Here is a 14547-nt window from a genome sequence, read left to right on the forward strand (position 1 = left end):
GCTCATGCCCACAGCATGCCAGCAACCGGGGCGAAGGGGAGGTCAGTACGGTGACGGTTGCGTGGCTCGCCCGGGCGGGGTTACCGTGCCGGTCATGACCACCCGACCGCGCCCGCGAAAAACCGCCACCACCGCGCGCGGGACTACCGCCGCGTCGACGGCACCGGAAGAGAGTGCCTTGCTGCGCTGGCTCAAGGAGCGCCGCATCACCGAGGTGGAGTGCCTGGTGCCGGACATTACCGGCAACGCGCGCGGCAAGATCATTCCGGCCGACAAGTTCTCGCACGATTACGGCACGCGGCTGCCCGAGGGCATCTTCGCGACCACGGTGACCGGTGACTTTCCGGACGACTACTACGAGCTGACCTCGCCGTCGGACTCGGACATGATCCTCCGGCCGGACCCGGACACCGTGCGCATGGTGCCGTGGGCCACCGACCCGACCGCACAGGTCATCCACGACTGCTACACCAAGCATGGTCAGCCGCATGAACTGGCACCGCGCAACGTGCTGCGGCGGGTGCTGGATGCCTATGCCGAACTGGGCCTGCGTCCGGTGGTGGCACCGGAGCTGGAGTTCTTCCTGGTGCAGAAGAACACCGACCCGGATTTCCCGCTGCTGCCCCCCGCTGGGCGCTCGGGCCGACCGGAAACGGCACGGCAGTCGTATTCCATCGACGCGGTCAACGAGTTCGACCCGATCCTGGACCTGATGTACGACTACTGCGACGCGATGAAACTGGACGTGGATACGCTGATCCACGAATCCGGTGCCGCGCAGCTGGAAGTCAATTTCACTCACGCCAACGCGATGGACCTGGCCGACCAGGTGTTCCTGTTCAAGCGCACCATGCGCGAGGCGGCGATGCGCCACGGTGTGTACGCGACCTTCCTGGCCAAGCCGATGGAAACCGAGCCGGGCAGCGCGATGCATATCCACCAGAGCCTGCTGCGGATCAGCGACGGGCATAACGTGTTCAGTGGCGATGCGGGCGGCGAGGAGTTCAGTCCGATCTTCGGCCACTATCTGGCCGGCCTGCAGAAGTACGTGCCGATGGCGATGGCGTTCTTCGCGCCGAACGTGAATTCCTACCGGCGGCTGGTGTTTGGTGAAGTCTCGCCCAGCAATGTGCACTGGGGTTTCGACAACCGGACCTGTGGCCTGCGCGTGCCGATGGACACCCAGGAAAACATGCGCGTGGAAAGCCGGTTTGCCGGCTCGGACGCCAATCCCTACCTGGCCATGGCGGCCACGCTGGCGGCGGGCCTGCTGGGCATCCGTGAACAAGGCGCACCGACCGCGCCGGTCAGCGGCAGCGCCAAGGAACTGGGCTACGACCTGCCGCGCTCGCTGGGCGAGGCGCTGGACGGTCTGGAAGGGTGTCCCGCCCTGCAGGAGATGCTGGGCGAGCGCTTCTGCCGCGCTTACGTGTCGGTGAAGCGCAAGGAATACGAGACCTTCTTCCGGGTGATCAGCTCCTGGGAGCGTGAGTTTCTGCTGCTGAATGTGTAGTCGCAGGGCGGCCGGGGTGGGAAAATGCCCGGCTGGCCGTTAGGCTGACCCCGTTCCTGCCGGTCCACCCGGTTCCCCCACCTTGCTTCGACCCGTGGAGACCCCGATGAAGCTGCGAATCCTGACCCTCGGCATTGCCGTTTCCCTGCTCAGCGCCTGCGGTGGCGGTGCCAAACAGGAAGACAGCAAGGTGCTCAACATCTACAACTACAGCGACTACATCGCCGAAGACACGATCCCGAACTTCGAGAAGGCCACCGGCATCAAGGTGACCTACGATGTGTTCGACAGCGATGAGATGGTGGAAACCAAGTTGCTCGCCGGCGACAGCGGCTACGACGTGGTGGTGCCGACGCTGAACTTCTTCGGTCGCCAGATCCAGGCCGGCGTGTTCCTGCCGCTGGACAAGAGCAAGATTCCGAACCTGACCAATCTTGATCCGGAGATGATGAAGCGCATCGCGCAGCAGGATCCGGACAACAAGTACGGCGTGCCGTACATGATCGGCACCACCGGCATCGGCTACAACGTGGACATGCTGAAGGAGCGTTTCGGTGGCAGCACCGAGATCGCCAACAGCTGGGACCTGGTGTTCAAGCCGGAAAACATCGCCAAGATGAAGGATTGCGGCGTCACCATCCTCGACACGCCCGCGGACATGGTGCCGATCGCGCTGCATTACCTCGGGGAAGATCCGCACAGCCATGATCCGGCGGTGATCCAGAAGGCCGCGGACCTGCTGAAGACCATCCGCCCCTACGTGCAGAACTTCCATTCCTCCAACTACGTGGGGTCGCTGGCCAATGGCGGCACCTGCCTGGTGGTGGGCTGGTCGGGTGACATCATCCAGGCCCGCGATCGCGCCGAGGAAGCTGACAACGGTGTGACCGTGGCGTATTCCATTCCGAAGGAAGGCGCACCGCAGTGGTTCGACATGCTGGCCATTCCCAAGGATGCCAAGCACCCGGAAGCGGCCTACGCCTTCATCAACTACCTGCTCGACCCGAAGGTGGCAGCGGCCAACACCAACTTCATCCACTATGCCAATCCGGTCGGTGCCGCCACGCCGCTGGTGGATGAAGCCATCCGCACCGACCCCACCATCTACCCGCCGGCGGACGTGGCCGCGAAGATGTTCACCTATTCGATCAATCCGCCGGAAGTGGACAAGCTGTACACCCGCCTGTGGAACGAGGTGAAGACCGGGCGGTAAGGTCCTGAGGGCCCGTGGAATCACTCTCCACGGGCCCGGAGGCCGTTAGAATGGGCTGCCCACGTCCCGTAGCCGCGTCTGGAGCTGCTGCCCATGTCCTTTGAAGCCAAGCCGGAAGGCGAGGTCATCCCGGTCCTGGAGCCGGGCTATCTGTCCATTCGCGCGCTGCGCAAGGAATTCGACGGCTTCCTGGCCCTCGACGACGTCAATCTGGACGTCCGCAAGGGCGAGATCTTTGCCCTGCTGGGCGGCTCGGGCAGCGGCAAGTCGACCCTGCTGCGCTGCCTGGGCGGCTTTGAAACGCCCACCGCTGGCAGCATCGACCTGGACGGCCAGCGCATCAACGCGCTGCCGCCGTACCAGCGCCCGATCAACATGATGTTCCAGTCCTATGCGCTGTTCCCGCACATGAGCGTGGAGCAGAACATCGCCTTCGGCCTCAAGCAGGACGGCCTGGCCCGTGATGTCATCCGCAAGCGGGTGGGCGAGATGCTGGACCTGGTGCAGCTGGGCAAGCTGGCCAAGCGCAAGCCGCATCAGTTGTCCGGCGGCCAGCAGCAGCGCGTGGCGCTGGCCCGTTCGCTGGCCAAGGGGCCGAAGCTGCTGCTGCTCGACGAGCCGATGGGCGCGCTGGACAAGAAGCTGCGTTCACAGATGCAGCTGGAGCTGGTCTCCATCATTGAGAACTCGGGCGTGACCTGCGTGATGGTCACCCACGACCAGGAAGAGGCCATGACCATGGCCACCCGCATCGCGGTGATGGATGCCGGCTGGATCCAGCAGGTCGGCAAGCCCGATGAAATCTACGAGCAGCCGGCCAACCGCTTCGTCGCCGGCTTCATCGGCTCGGTGAACCTGTTCGAGGGCGTGATCGACGAGGACCTGCCCGAGTACGTCACCGTGCGCACGCCGCTGTTCCCGGCTCCGATCTACGTGGCCCACGGCATCACCTGTTATGAAGGGCAGGAAGTGGCGTTCGCGCTGCGCCCGGAGAAGGTGATGATCGGCAAGGACGAACCGGAAGGCGCGACCAACAAGGCGCAGGGCGTGATCGAGGACATCGCCTACTTCGGCAGCCACTCGGTGTATCACGTGCGCCTGCCCAGCGGGGCCAAGGTGCTGTCCAATTTCGCCAACTCGCAGCGCTGGGCCAGCGACGGTCTGACCTGGGGCGACGCGGTGTGGGTGCACTGGCGCGACAACGACGGCGTGGTGCTCACCGCATGAACGCCACCGGGCTCAAGCGCTGGCTGCCGGGCACGCGCAGTGCGGTGATTGCAGCGCCTTATCTGTGGCTGCTGCTGTTCTTCGCGGTGCCGTTCGCGATCATCCTGATGATCTCTTTCGCCCGCACCCAGGTCGGCTCGCCGCCGTACACCTGGCTGCTGGAATACGTCGACGGGGCGTTCTCGCTCAAGCTCAATCTCGGCACCTATGCCGCGCTGGTGAAAGACAGCCAGTACGTGCTGGCCTACCTGAGCTCGATCAAGATCGCGGTGATTGCCACCTTGCTGACGCTGCTGATCGGCTACCCGATGGCTTATGTGATCTCGCGGATGTCACCGGCCGCGCGCAACGTGGCGATGATGCTGGTGGTGCTGCCGTCGTGGACCTCGTTCCTGATCCGCGTGTATGCCTGGATCGGCATCCTGGACCGCAATGGCCTGCTGGATCAGCTGCTGCAGAAGATCGGCATCACCGATGCACCGTTGAATCTGCTGTACACCCCGACGGCCGCCTACATCGGCATCGTCTACTGCTATCTGCCGTTCATGGTGCTGCCGCTGTACGCCAACCTGGTCAAGCTGGACCACCGCCTGCTGGAGGCCGCCTACGATCTGGGCGCGAAGCCGTGGCAGGCATTCCTGAAGATCACCCTGCCGCTGTCGCGCACCGGCATCATCGCCGGTTGCATGCTGGTGATGATTCCGGCGGTCGGTGAGTTCGTGATTCCGGAAATGCTCGGTGGGCCGGACACGCTGATGATCGGCCGGGTGCTGTGGGGCGAGTTCTTCAACAACCGCGACTGGCCGACGGCCTCGGCGGTGGCGATCGTGATGCTGTTGCTGCTGCTGGTACCGATCCTGCTGTTCAACCGGGTGCAGCAGCGCGAGCTGGAAGGGAAGCTGTCATGAGCATGGTGCGCGGCAACCGCTGGTTGGGGTGGTCGGTGCTGGCGGTTGGCTTCGGCTTCCTGTACCTGCCGATCCTGCTGTTGATGGTCTATTCCTTCAACGCCTCCAAGCTGGCCACGGTGTGGGCAGGCTTCTCCACGCGCTGGTACGGTGAGCTGTTCAACAACCGGCAGATCCTGGATGCGCTGTGGATCAGCCTGAAGGTAGCGTTCTGGACCGCGACGGCGGCGACGATACTGGGCACGATGGCCGCAATGGTGATGACCCGGTTCCGGCGTTTTCCCGGCAAGACCGTGTTTGGCGCGCTGATCACCGCACCGCTGGTGATGCCTGAAGTGATTCTGGGCTTTTCGCTGATGACGCTGCTGGTGGCGATGGGCAGCATTCCCGGCTTTCCCAGCCGCGGGGTGGGGAGCATCTGGATCGCGCACGTGACCTTCACCCTGTCGTTCGTGACCGTGGTGGTGTCCTCGCGCCTGCAGGAGCTGGATCGCTCATTGGAAGAGGCGGCGATGGACCTGGGCGCGAGCCGGCTGAAGGTGTTTTTCCAGATCACCCTGCCGATCATCGCCCCGGCGCTGGTCGCGGGCTGGTTGCTGGCCTTCACCCTGTCGCTGGATGACGTGGTCATTGCCAGCTTCGTCGCCGGGCCGAACTCGACCACCTTGCCGATGAAGGTGTTCGCCTCGGTGCGCATGGGCATCAAACCGGAAATCAATGCGTTGGCCACGCTGATGGTGCTGGCGGTGTCGATCGCGGCGGTGGTGGGCTGGTTCATCACCGCGCGCAGCGAGAAGCGCCGGCAGCGCGACATGCAGCTGGCGCAGAAGGGATAACCCTCGTCAAAGCCACCGTGCGCGCTTGAACAACCGGTACAACCCGACGCACACCGCCCCCACACCGACAATCATCGCTGGATACGCCCACGGCTTATCCAGCTCCGGCATGTGCGCGAAGTTCATCCCGTACCAGCTGGTGATCAGCGTGGGTGCCGCCAGCAGCGCCGCCCACGCACCCAGCCGCTTCACCGTTTCACCCTGTGCCAGCGTGACCAGCGACAGGTTCACGCTCAACGCGGTGCCCAGCATCTCGCGCAGGGTGTCGATCACATCGCTGATCCGCACGGCATGGTCGTGCACGTCTCGGATGTAGAGTTTGACCTCGTCGGGAATCAGGTCGCCGGGATAGCGGCGCAGCTGCGCCAGGACGTCCTGCAGCGGCGCTACCGCCATGCGCATCTTGTTGAGCTGGCGCTTGAGTTCATACAGGCGCATCACCGTGGTGCGCTTGTAGTTCTCGGCGAAGATGTCCTTCTCCAGCGCATCCAACGTGTCGCGGTAGCCGATGGTGATGGGCAGGTAGTTGTCCACCACGAAATCCATCACCGCATACAGGCAGTACGACGGCCCCATCTTCAGCAACTGCGGCTCGCGCTCGACCCGCGCACGCACGGGCGCGTACGACAGCGAGGCCCCATGGCGCACCGTGACCAGGAAGCGCGGCCCGAGGAAGGCGTGGGTTTCGCCATACTCGATGCGCTCCTGCACGCTCTGCGCGGTGGTCACCACGACGAACAGGGAGTTGCCGTAGGCCTCGACCTTGGGCCGCTGGTGCGCATTGCGGGCGTCGTCGATGGCCAGGTCGTGCAGGCCGAACTCTTCCTGCAGCTTCAGCAGCACCGCATCGGCCGGGTCGTACAGCCCGACCCAGACAAAGCCGTTGCCGCTGGCGATCACATCACTGATCGCATCCAGCGCGATGTCGTGGCGCTTGCCCTGGTCGTCGTAGTGAACGCAGTTGATGACGCACGCGGGGTTGCTCGAATCTTTGTGTTCCATGGGCGTCATGGTGCGTCAGCGGACCGTGATGGCCGGGTCACGGCGGCCCAGCACCCAGGCCAGCGCCACGTGTACGGGCAGCAGCAGCACGATCCACTGCAGGTTGATCTGCGGCTGCAGGGTCAGCCAGTGCAGCACCAGGCCGAGCCCGGACAGCAGCGCCACGGTCCACAGCAGCACCCGGAACCACATGCCGGGCACGCGACCGCGCAACAAGGTAATCGCACCGGGCAACAGCAGCAGGCACAACGGCGACAGCTGCAGCAGATTGCGATTGGCCCACGCGGCGTGATGCGCGCTGAACCCCCACAGGAAGGTCAGCAGGCCACCGGCAATGCCACACAGCAGCCACAGCGGCAGGATCAGTCCGCCGAGCAGGCGACGACGCTGGCGCAGCGCCAGCACGCCGACGGCCAGCACCAGCCCACACAGCAGCCACGGCCACCAGCGCCGGGCGAACTCGGCCGGCTCCGGAGCAATCCGGTGCGGCAGCAGTTCCTGCTCGGCCTGTACCAGCGGACGGCCGTCCGTGTTTTTGACCTGGCGCAAAGCGTCGGCCAGGCGCATCGGGACGAAGGCCTCCTGCCAGCGCGACAGCGGCTGGTCGGCGTACGGCCCCAGGCCGAGATCAAAGCCCAGCCACATCCACGGGGCCGGCGACGCCAGTCGCACCGACTCGCTGCGGTAGGTATTGCCGCGCGAGCGCCCCGACAGCTGCGCATGCAGGCCGCCGCCCAGTGCTTCGTCGATCGCGTCGCGCACCATCGTGGCGCAGTTGGCGGTGTAGTAGTCGTAGCGGTAGCGTGCGTTCTCCGGCTTGGCCCGTTCGGCCAGGGAGGCCGCCAGCGTGCGCGCCTGCTGTGGACTCAGGTCGAGCCATTGCAGGTTGGCACCGCGCCCGGTTTCCGCGTAGTACGACAGGTCCTGCTCCAGGGGCAGCGCCACCAGGTAGTACATCATGTCGCCGCGCACGAAGCGGCCGATGAAATCGGGTTCGGAGGGATCGAAGTAACCGAAGTTGTAGGAGATCGCCTGTCCGCTCACCGGGTCCTGGACCACGATGGCGTCATGACCGAAGCGTTCGAAGAAGATCTCGCCCGGCTGCATGGTGACGATGCCGATGCGCGGGGCAGGGGTATCCACCGCAGGCACCGGCGCGTCGGAAACGGGAGCGGCGTCCTGCGCCAGCACTGCCATCGGCAGGCTGGGCAGGGCGCACAGCATCAACAGGAACAACAGGCGGCACAGCGGCCACCGCGTCAGCAGGGGCCGCATGGCGTGGTTCAACCCTCGTCGGTGCTGTCAGGTGGCAGCACGGTTACATGGAATGCCTGCACGCGGCGGGCATCCGCGCGCGCGACCCGGAACACGAAACGGTCCAGCGTGAGTTCGTCGCCGGTTTCCGGCAGGTGGCCGATGGCCTCGGTGACCAGGCCACCGATGGTGTCGTAGTCGTCGTCGGCGAAGCTGGCACCGAAGCGCTCGTTGAAATCACCAATCGGGGTCAGCGCATCCACCACGTACTGGCCGTCGGCCTGGATGGCGATCTGCGCGGTGTGATCCTCGGCTTCGTCATGCTCGTCGTCGATCTCGCCGACGATCTGCTCCAGCACGTCCTCGATGGTGACCAGTCCGGCTACGCCGCCGTATTCGTCGACCACGATCGCCATGTGGTTGCGTGACAGGCGGAATTCCTTCAGCAGCACGTTGAGCTTCTTGGCCTCGGGGATCAGCACCGCCGGGCGCAGAAGCTCGCGCACGTTGGCCGGACCGTTGTCGGCGACGACGCCGCGCAGCAGGTCCTTGGCCAGCAGGATGCCGAGGATCTCGTCCTTGTTCTCGCCGTGCACCGGGAAGCGCGAATGGCCGGATTCGACCACCTGCTTCATCAGTTCGAGGAAGGGGGCCTGCACCGGCAGCGAGACCATCTGCGAGCGCGAGATCATCACGTCGCCCACGGTGAGCTCGGCGACCGAAATGGCCCCTTCCATCATGCGCAGGGTGTCGGCGGCGATGAGGCCGTCGTCGTGCGCGGTGTGCAGCACCGCCACCAGTTCGTCACGGGTGTGGGGTTCGCCGGAGAAGGCAGAGGTCAGGCGTTCCAGCCAGCTGCGCTTCTTTTCGTTCTGCTCCGTCTGGGAGCCACTACTGTCGTCTTCTGACATCTCTGGAAAAAAGGCACCCGGCGAACCGGGCGTTGGGGCCAGTCTAGCAGGATGTGGGGCGCTGTCAGCGCCCGCCGTCGGGCGTATTCACCGAGGGGGTCAGCGGCGCGTCAGCGGCCGGGGCGGCCTCCTCCTGGTCCTCTTCCTCGGCGGGCAGATCCAGGCTGTAGGTGCAGCCGGCCAGGGTCTTGCCGGGGTGGCTCTGCACCGTGGACACGCTGAGGATGATCGACTCGATCATGGCCTCGCCGGTGCGCGGGTCGGTGACGTCGCGGGCGACCACTTCGCGGCCGGCCATGAACTTGTCGGGGTTGTCGACCCCGTCTTCCAGCGCCAGGCCCTTGGCCAGCGGGCGCGGGTCGGCCACATCCAGGATGGCCATGATGCTGGCCCCGGACACGGTGATGTACTCGGCGCGCTGTCCGAACACGGTGATCGGGCTGGCCAGACGGTACTCGGCCATGAACTGGTTGCGCTGTTCCAGCGGCTGCAGGCCGTTGGCCACGGCCTTGAGCGGGTCCGCCACGACCGGGGCCAGGGCGTCGTAGTCGGCGACCCGCTGGCGGCATTCGATCAGCGCGGGCAGGTCCAGCGTGGTCGCTGCCGGGGCGGCGGCGGGGGCCGGCGCGGCCATGGCCGGTGCGTGCAGCAGGGCCAGCAGGGTCAGACAGGTCGGGCGGAGCAGGGTCATGAGGCGGGGTCCGTGCAGGGGCTCAGCGTTCGCCGGCGTAGGGGTCGGCAATGCCCAGGTCGGCCAGGATCTCGCGTTCCAGCTGCTCCATGGCGTCGGCTTCCTTGTCGTCCTCGTGGTCCCAGCCCAGCAGATGCAGCACGCCGTGTACGGTCAGGTGCGCGTAGTGGGCGTTGAGCGCCTTGGACTGCTCGTCGGCCTCGCGGGCGACCACCGGTGCGCAGATGATCAGGTCGCCGAGCAGGGGGAACTTGACCCCCTTGGGCAGGCCTTCAGGCACTTCGGCGGGGAAACTGAGCACGTTGGTGGCGTAGTCCTTGCCCCGATAGTGCCGGTTCAGTGACTGCCCTTCCTTGGCATCCACCACGCGGATGGCCAGGTCGGCCTCGCGGATGCGGCCTTTCAGTGCCGCCGCCACCCACTTGCGGAAGCTCACCGCGGCCGGCAGGCCGGTACGGGGCAGCGCATAGCTGACGGCGACATCGAGGCGGACGGGGCCCTTGGTCATGATGATTCCGGTGTATCTGCAATAAGAGCGACAGTATCGCGCGTGGGACGTGCGGCCGCCATCATGCGTCCGGCTTGACCTGCTGCAGGTCGCGGCGGTCGTAGGCGCTGACGATGCGCGCGACCAGCGGATGGCGCACCACGTCGCGGGCCTCGAAGAAGGTGAAGCTCACGCCGTCCACGTCGCGCAGTACCTCGATCGCGTCGCGCAGGCCCGACTTCACATGCTTGGGCAGGTCGGTCTGGGTCAGGTCGCCGGTGACCACGGCGGTCGAGCCGAAGCCGAGGCGGGTCAGGAACATCTTCATCTGTTCGATGGTGGTGTTCTGCGCCTCGTCGAGGATCACGTAGGCATCGTTGAGGGTGCGCCCTCGCATGTAGGCCAGCGGCGCGATCTCGATGACGTTCTTCTCCAGCAGCTTGACCACCTTTTCCACGCCCAGCATTTCATACAGCGCGTCATACAGCGGGCGCAGGTAGGGATCGACCTTCTGGGTCAGGTCGCCCGGCAGGAACCCGAGCTTCTCACCGGCTTCCACCGCCGGACGCACCAGGATCAGGCGCTGCACGCGCGATTCATTGAGTGCTTCGACGGCGCTGGCCACGGCCAGGAAGGTCTTGCCGGTACCGGCCGGGCCGATCCCGAAATTGATGTCATGCGTGGTGATCTGGTGCAGGTACCGGGCCTGGTTGGCCCCGCGCCCGCGCACCGTGCCGCGCTTGACCTTGATGCTGACTTCCTGCGCCTCGTAGGCGCGATCCGCCAGGTGTTCCACATTGGCCTGGTTCAGCCGCAGGTGGATGGCGTGGCTGTCGAACACGGTGTCGCCGGCTTCTTCATACAGGGCTTCGACCAGCTTCTGCGCCTCGGCAACGACCCCCTTGGGGCCGCTGATGCGGAACACATGGCCGCGGTTGGCGATCTCCACGCCGAGTTTGAGTTCGATCTGGCGCAGGTGCTCGTCGAACGGACCGGCCAGGTTGGCCAGGCGTTCGTTGTCTTCCGGGGCCAGGGTGAAGTCGCGGTGTGCCAGTGCGGTCATTGCATGCGGCGGCACGCAGTGACGGTGCCGCAGGATCAGGAAAGGAGCCACAGGGTAGCGCGTTTCCCGTCGGCCGCGCGTTCTCCACAGCGCTTGTGCAGTTGCGGTGCAGCAACCTGTGGATAGTCACGCGCAGCCTTACTGCCGCAACGCAGATGAAGGCGTGGTCAAAAAAGTGTCAAGGACAGGTGGGGTTTTCCACATGCGCTGTGGGCGGCTGCGGTAGAAACATGTGGATAACCGTGCGCGCCCCTGTTGCCGCAACGGCTGTGAGTAGGTGATCATTTCATGACCAGCGCGCATCGGTGCGCGTTCTGCCTGACGGAGTCGTGCCGATGTCCGCAGTGTGCAGTCCCCGGTGGATCCGCGTATCGGCGAGGCGAGCGGCCCTGCTGCTGGCGCTGGCATTGTTGTCCGGCTGTGGCCGCGACGAGGCGACGGCGCTGGGGACGCTGGAGTGGGACCGCATCACGGTGCCGGCACCGGCCGCCGAAGTCATCGCGTCGATCCAGGTCAGCGAGGGCCAGCAGGTCGCGGCGGGTGCCCCGCTGATGCAGCTGGAAACCACGCGGACGGCCGCGCAACTGGCCGCGTTGCAGGCGCAGTCGGCCCAGGCCGGGCAGGCGCTGCTGGAACTCGAGCATGGTCCCCGCCGCGAGGACATCGAGCAGGCGAGGGCGACGCTGGCAGCGGCGCGGGCGCAGGCCGCCGATGCCAGTGCCTATCTGGCGCGATTGCAGCCGCTGGGCCGCCAGCAACTGGTCGCCGCTGCGGACGTGGATCGTGCCCGCGCAGCGGCGGGCAATGCGCAGGGGGCGGTGCGCGCGGCCGAGCAGGGGCTGCTGGCGCTGGAACATGGCACCCGGGTGGAGCAGGTCGGCCAGGGCCAGGCGGCACTGCAGGCGGCCCAGGCGCAGGTGGCGGCGCAGACCGTCGCGCTGGACAAACTGGCGCTCGTGGCCCCGCGCGCCGGGCGCATCGACGCGTTGCCTTACCGGCAAGGCGACCAGGCACCGGTGGGCGCGCCGCTGGTGGTGATGCTGGTCGGTGACCATCCTTACGCGCGGATCTATCTACCCGAGCCGCTGCGCCTGCGGGTGAAGGTCGGGCAGGTGGCGCAGGTCACCCTGCAGGGCGACGACCGTGCATTACGTGGCCGGATCCGCAGCATCCGCAGTGACCCCGGCTTCAATCCGTACTACGCGCTCATTGGTGACGACGTGTCGCGGCTGAGCTGGCTCGCGGAGATCGAGCTGGAGTCACAGGGTGCGAACGATGCCTTGGCCGACCTTCCGTCCGGCATGCCGGTGCAGGTCACGTTTTGAATGACCTCGCCATCCAGGCGCGTGGGTTGACCAAGCGTTTCGGGTCGCTGATGGCGGTCGATCATGTCGACCTGCAGGTGCCGCGTGCGAACGTGTACGGATTCCTGGGGCCGAACGGCTCAGGCAAGTCCACCACCATTCGCATGCTGTGTGGCCTGCTCACGCCGAGCGAGGGCGAAATCGAGGTGCTCGGTCTGCGCATTCCCGAGCAGGCCGAAGCCTTGCGCCAGCGCATCGGCTACATGACCCAGCGGTTTTCCCTGTTTGAAGACCTGAGCGTGCGCGAGAACCTGGAATTCCTTGCCGCCGTGCAGAACCTGACGCGTGCGCAGGCCCGCGCGCGCATCGACGAGCTACTGGAGCAGTACCGCTTCCAGGACCGCCAGAAGCAGTTGGCCGGCACCATGAGCGGCGGGCAGAAACAGCGACTCGCCCTGGCCGGGGCGGTGATCCACCAACCCGAACTGCTGTTTCTGGACGAGCCCACCAGCGCGGTCGATCCGGAATCGCGCCGTGACTTCTGGGAAAAGCTCTTCGATCTGGCCGATGCCGGCACCACGCTGCTGGTGTCCACCCACTACATGGACGAAGCCGAGCGTTGCCATCGGCTGGCCATCCTGGACCAGGGCGCGCTCGTGGCCGACGGCACCCCCGCCGAACTGACCGGGGCGCTGCAAGGGCGCACCCTGCAGGTTGCCGCACGGCAACCGCGGCAGGCACAGCGCGCACTGACCGGCGTACCCGGTGTCCTGAGCGTGGCGCAGATCGGCAACAGCCTGCGGGTGCTGCTGGACGCGGGCAGCGACGGCGAACAGCGCGTGCAGCAGGCGCTGCGTGCGGCCGGACAGGAGGCCGAGGTGACGCCGAGTACGCCCAATCTGGAAGATGTGTTCGTGTCTGCCACCTGCGCACGGCCCTCCGCCGACGAGGAGGTGGCATGAATCTGCGCCGGCTGTGGGCGGTGGTGATCAAGGAGTTGCGGCAGATGCGCCGCGACCGCGTGACACTGGCGATGATCGTCGGCATTCCGGTGATGCAGCTGGTGCTGTTCGGCTACGCCATCAACCTCAACCTGCGCAATCTGGACGCCGGCATCGCCGACCAGGCCAAGACCAGTGCGTCGCGCGCGCTGGTGATGGACATGGTGGCCACCGGTGTGATCCGGCCAACACTTGTCGTGCAGACACCGGAGCAGCTGATGGCGGCGCTGCGCGAGGGAAAGATCAGTGTCGGCGTGGTAGTACCTGCCGACTTTGAACGGCGGCGATTCGAGGGCCGCGAGGCGGTGCAGGTACTGGTCGATGGCAGCGACACCGTGGTGCAGAGCGCGGCAGTGCAGCTGGCGCAGGTGCCGCTGGACAGCCAACCGCTGCGCAATGATCGCCCGCTGCGTGCCGGCAGCACCGTCGCGGCCGCGCAGATCAGCGTGGTGGCGTTCTACAACCCGCAGCGGCGCTCGGCCGTCAACATCGTGCCGGGACTGATCGGCATCATCCTGACCATGACCATGGTGATGTTCACCGCGGTGGCGATCGTGCGCGAACGCGAGCGCGGCAACATGGAACTGCTGATTGCCACCCCGCTGCGCAGCAGCGAACTGATGATCGGCAAGATCCTGCCGTACGCGGTCATTGGTCTGGTGCAGACCAGTCTGGTCCTGCTGCTGGGGCTCTGGTTGTTCGAGGTGCCGGTGCGTGGCAGTGTGCTGGATGTCTATCTGGTGGCGATGCTGTTGATCCTGGCCAACCTCGCACTGGGCCTGCTGATCTCGACCAAGGCCCGCTCGCAGTTCCAGGCCATGCAGATGACCATGTTCGTGTTTCTGCCGTCGATTCTGCTGTCCGGCTTCATGTTCCCGTTTGCGGGCATGCCCCGGGTGGTGCAGTGGCTGGCCGAGATCCTGCCGTTGACCCACTTCCTGCGCCTGGTGCGCGGCATCATGCTGCGCGGCGCGCGCTGGTGGGAGCTGTGGCCGGAGGTGCTGGCGCTGCTGGCCTTCATCGTGGTGATGATGGTCGTGGCGATCAGCCGGTTCCGCAAACGCCTGGATTGACGGCGTGGCGCCCCACGCGCGGCCCCCACCCCAGTCTGTAGCCCCCCCCCAACCCCCCCCCCAA

At 66.0% G+C, this 14547-nt stretch carries 14 protein-coding genes; 8 read left to right on the plus strand and 6 right to left on the minus strand.

Annotation, left to right across the window (positions count from 1 at the left end; all coding sequences use genetic code 11):
- The first annotated feature begins 94 nt into the window (after positions 1–94).
- The 5 genes from QMX83_RS07155 to QMX83_RS07175 all read left to right on the plus strand — a co-directional run bounded on the left by QMX83_RS07155 (position 95) and on the right by QMX83_RS07175 (position 5697).
- Positions 95–1513 (plus strand): glutamine synthetase family protein, encoded by a 1419-nt coding sequence (locus tag QMX83_RS07155; RefSeq protein ID WP_282295927.1) that lies wholly within the window; start codon positions 95–97, stop codon positions 1511–1513.
- A gap of 106 nt (positions 1514–1619) precedes the next feature.
- Positions 1620–2726 (plus strand): polyamine ABC transporter substrate-binding protein, encoded by a 1107-nt coding sequence (locus tag QMX83_RS07160; protein ID WP_282295928.1) that lies wholly within the window; start codon positions 1620–1622, stop codon positions 2724–2726.
- 93 nt (positions 2727–2819) lie between these two features.
- A complete protein-coding gene (potA, locus tag QMX83_RS07165) occupies positions 2820–3953 on the plus strand; it encodes a polyamine ABC transporter ATP-binding protein (protein WP_282295929.1) in 1134 nt (377 codons plus the stop codon).
- Positions 3950–4861 (plus strand): ABC transporter permease subunit, encoded by a 912-nt coding sequence (locus QMX83_RS07170; RefSeq protein WP_282295930.1) that lies wholly within the window; start codon positions 3950–3952, stop codon positions 4859–4861. Before potA ends, QMX83_RS07170 begins: the two co-directional genes overlap by 4 nt.
- Positions 4858–5697, plus strand: a complete 840-nt coding sequence (locus QMX83_RS07175; RefSeq protein ID WP_282295931.1) for an ABC transporter permease subunit — start codon at positions 4858–4860, stop codon at positions 5695–5697. Before QMX83_RS07170 ends, QMX83_RS07175 begins: the two co-directional genes overlap by 4 nt.
- A gap of 6 nt (positions 5698–5703) precedes the next feature.
- Here QMX83_RS07175 and QMX83_RS07180 read toward each other — a convergent pair whose 3' ends face one another.
- The 6 genes from QMX83_RS07180 to QMX83_RS07205 form a co-directional block, all read right to left on the minus strand.
- Positions 5704–6699: a magnesium and cobalt transport protein CorA gene (locus tag QMX83_RS07180; RefSeq protein ID WP_282295932.1), complete on the minus strand. Its 996-nt coding sequence runs from the start codon at positions 6697–6699 to the stop codon at positions 5704–5706.
- A 15-nt stretch (positions 6700–6714) separates the two neighbouring features.
- Positions 6715–7974 carry a DUF4105 domain-containing protein gene (locus QMX83_RS07185; RefSeq protein WP_282295933.1) on the minus strand — a complete coding sequence of 420 codons (1260 nt, stop codon included), beginning with the start codon at positions 7972–7974 and terminating at the stop codon, positions 6715–6717.
- Between the two features lie 8 nt (positions 7975–7982).
- Entirely contained in the window at positions 7983–8864 is an 882-nt protein-coding gene (locus QMX83_RS07190) for a transporter associated domain-containing protein (protein WP_282295934.1), read from the minus strand.
- A 64-nt stretch (positions 8865–8928) separates the two neighbouring features.
- Positions 8929–9498 carry a hypothetical protein gene (locus tag QMX83_RS07195; protein ID WP_282295940.1) on the minus strand — a complete coding sequence of 190 codons (570 nt, stop codon included), beginning with the start codon at positions 9496–9498 and terminating at the stop codon, positions 8929–8931.
- A gap of 79 nt (positions 9499–9577) precedes the next feature.
- Positions 9578–10063, minus strand: a complete 486-nt coding sequence (gene ybeY, locus QMX83_RS07200; RefSeq protein ID WP_282295935.1) for an rRNA maturation RNase YbeY — start codon at positions 10061–10063, stop codon at positions 9578–9580.
- Positions 10064–10124: 61 nt separating this feature from the next.
- Positions 10125–11105 carry a PhoH family protein gene (locus QMX83_RS07205; RefSeq protein WP_282295941.1) on the minus strand — a complete coding sequence of 327 codons (981 nt, stop codon included), beginning with the start codon at positions 11103–11105 and terminating at the stop codon, positions 10125–10127.
- A gap of 335 nt (positions 11106–11440) precedes the next feature.
- On the opposite strand from QMX83_RS07205, the gene QMX83_RS07210 reads away from it, so the two are divergent.
- Genes QMX83_RS07210 through QMX83_RS07220 form a run of 3 tightly spaced genes read left to right on the plus strand, consistent with a single transcriptional unit; the run spans position 11441 to position 14483 of the window.
- Complete coding sequence (locus tag QMX83_RS07210) at positions 11441–12430, plus strand: HlyD family efflux transporter periplasmic adaptor subunit (RefSeq protein WP_282295936.1); 990 nt, start codon at positions 11441–11443, stop codon at positions 12428–12430.
- A gap of 11 nt (positions 12431–12441) precedes the next feature.
- Positions 12442–13371 (plus strand): ABC transporter ATP-binding protein, encoded by a 930-nt coding sequence (locus tag QMX83_RS07215; protein WP_282295942.1) that lies wholly within the window; start codon positions 12442–12444, stop codon positions 13369–13371.
- The gene (locus tag QMX83_RS07220; protein WP_282295937.1) at positions 13368–14483 is read left to right on the plus strand and encodes an ABC transporter permease; all 1116 of its coding nucleotides are present in this window, start codon (positions 13368–13370) and stop codon (positions 14481–14483) included. The genes QMX83_RS07215 and QMX83_RS07220 overlap by 4 nt, the downstream gene beginning before the upstream one ends.
- Positions 14484–14547: the final 64 nt, after the last annotated feature.

It is taken from the genome of Stenotrophomonas sp. PS02289, assembly GCF_029960115.1.
Taxonomy (GTDB): Bacteria; Pseudomonadota; Gammaproteobacteria; order Xanthomonadales; family Xanthomonadaceae; genus Stenotrophomonas.

What these genes read in the sequence shown, in the direction of transcription:
- QMX83_RS07155 (WP_282295927.1), top strand. Translation starts at nt 95, where the DNA reads ATGACCACCCGACCGCGCCCGCGAAAAACCGCCACCACCGCGCGCGGG.
- QMX83_RS07160 (WP_282295928.1), top strand. Translation starts at nt 1,620, where the DNA reads ATGAAGCTGCGAATCCTGACCCTCGGCATTGCCGTTTCCCTGCTCAGC.
- potA (WP_282295929.1), top strand. Translation starts at nt 2,820, where the DNA reads ATGTCCTTTGAAGCCAAGCCGGAAGGCGAGGTCATCCCGGTCCTGGAG.
- QMX83_RS07170 (WP_282295930.1), top strand. Translation starts at nt 3,950, where the DNA reads ATGAACGCCACCGGGCTCAAGCGCTGGCTGCCGGGCACGCGCAGTGCG.
- QMX83_RS07175 (WP_282295931.1), top strand. Translation starts at nt 4,858, where the DNA reads ATGAGCATGGTGCGCGGCAACCGCTGGTTGGGGTGGTCGGTGCTGGCG.
- QMX83_RS07180 (WP_282295932.1), bottom strand. Translation starts at nt 6,699, where the DNA reads ATGGAACACAAAGATTCGAGCAACCCCGCGTGCGTCATCAACTGCGTT.
- QMX83_RS07185 (WP_282295933.1), bottom strand. Translation starts at nt 7,974, where the DNA reads ATGCGGCCCCTGCTGACGCGGTGGCCGCTGTGCCGCCTGTTGTTCCTG.
- QMX83_RS07190 (WP_282295934.1), bottom strand. Translation starts at nt 8,864, where the DNA reads ATGTCAGAAGACGACAGTAGTGGCTCCCAGACGGAGCAGAACGAAAAG.
- QMX83_RS07195 (WP_282295940.1), bottom strand. Translation starts at nt 9,498, where the DNA reads ATGGCCGCGCCGGCCCCCGCCGCCGCCCCGGCAGCGACCACGCTGGAC.
- ybeY (WP_282295935.1), bottom strand. Translation starts at nt 10,063, where the DNA reads ATGACCAAGGGCCCCGTCCGCCTCGATGTCGCCGTCAGCTATGCGCTG.
- QMX83_RS07205 (WP_282295941.1), bottom strand. Translation starts at nt 11,105, where the DNA reads ATGACCGCACTGGCACACCGCGACTTCACCCTGGCCCCGGAAGACAAC.
- QMX83_RS07210 (WP_282295936.1), top strand. Translation starts at nt 11,441, where the DNA reads ATGTCCGCAGTGTGCAGTCCCCGGTGGATCCGCGTATCGGCGAGGCGA.
- QMX83_RS07220 (WP_282295937.1), top strand. Translation starts at nt 13,368, where the DNA reads ATGAATCTGCGCCGGCTGTGGGCGGTGGTGATCAAGGAGTTGCGGCAG.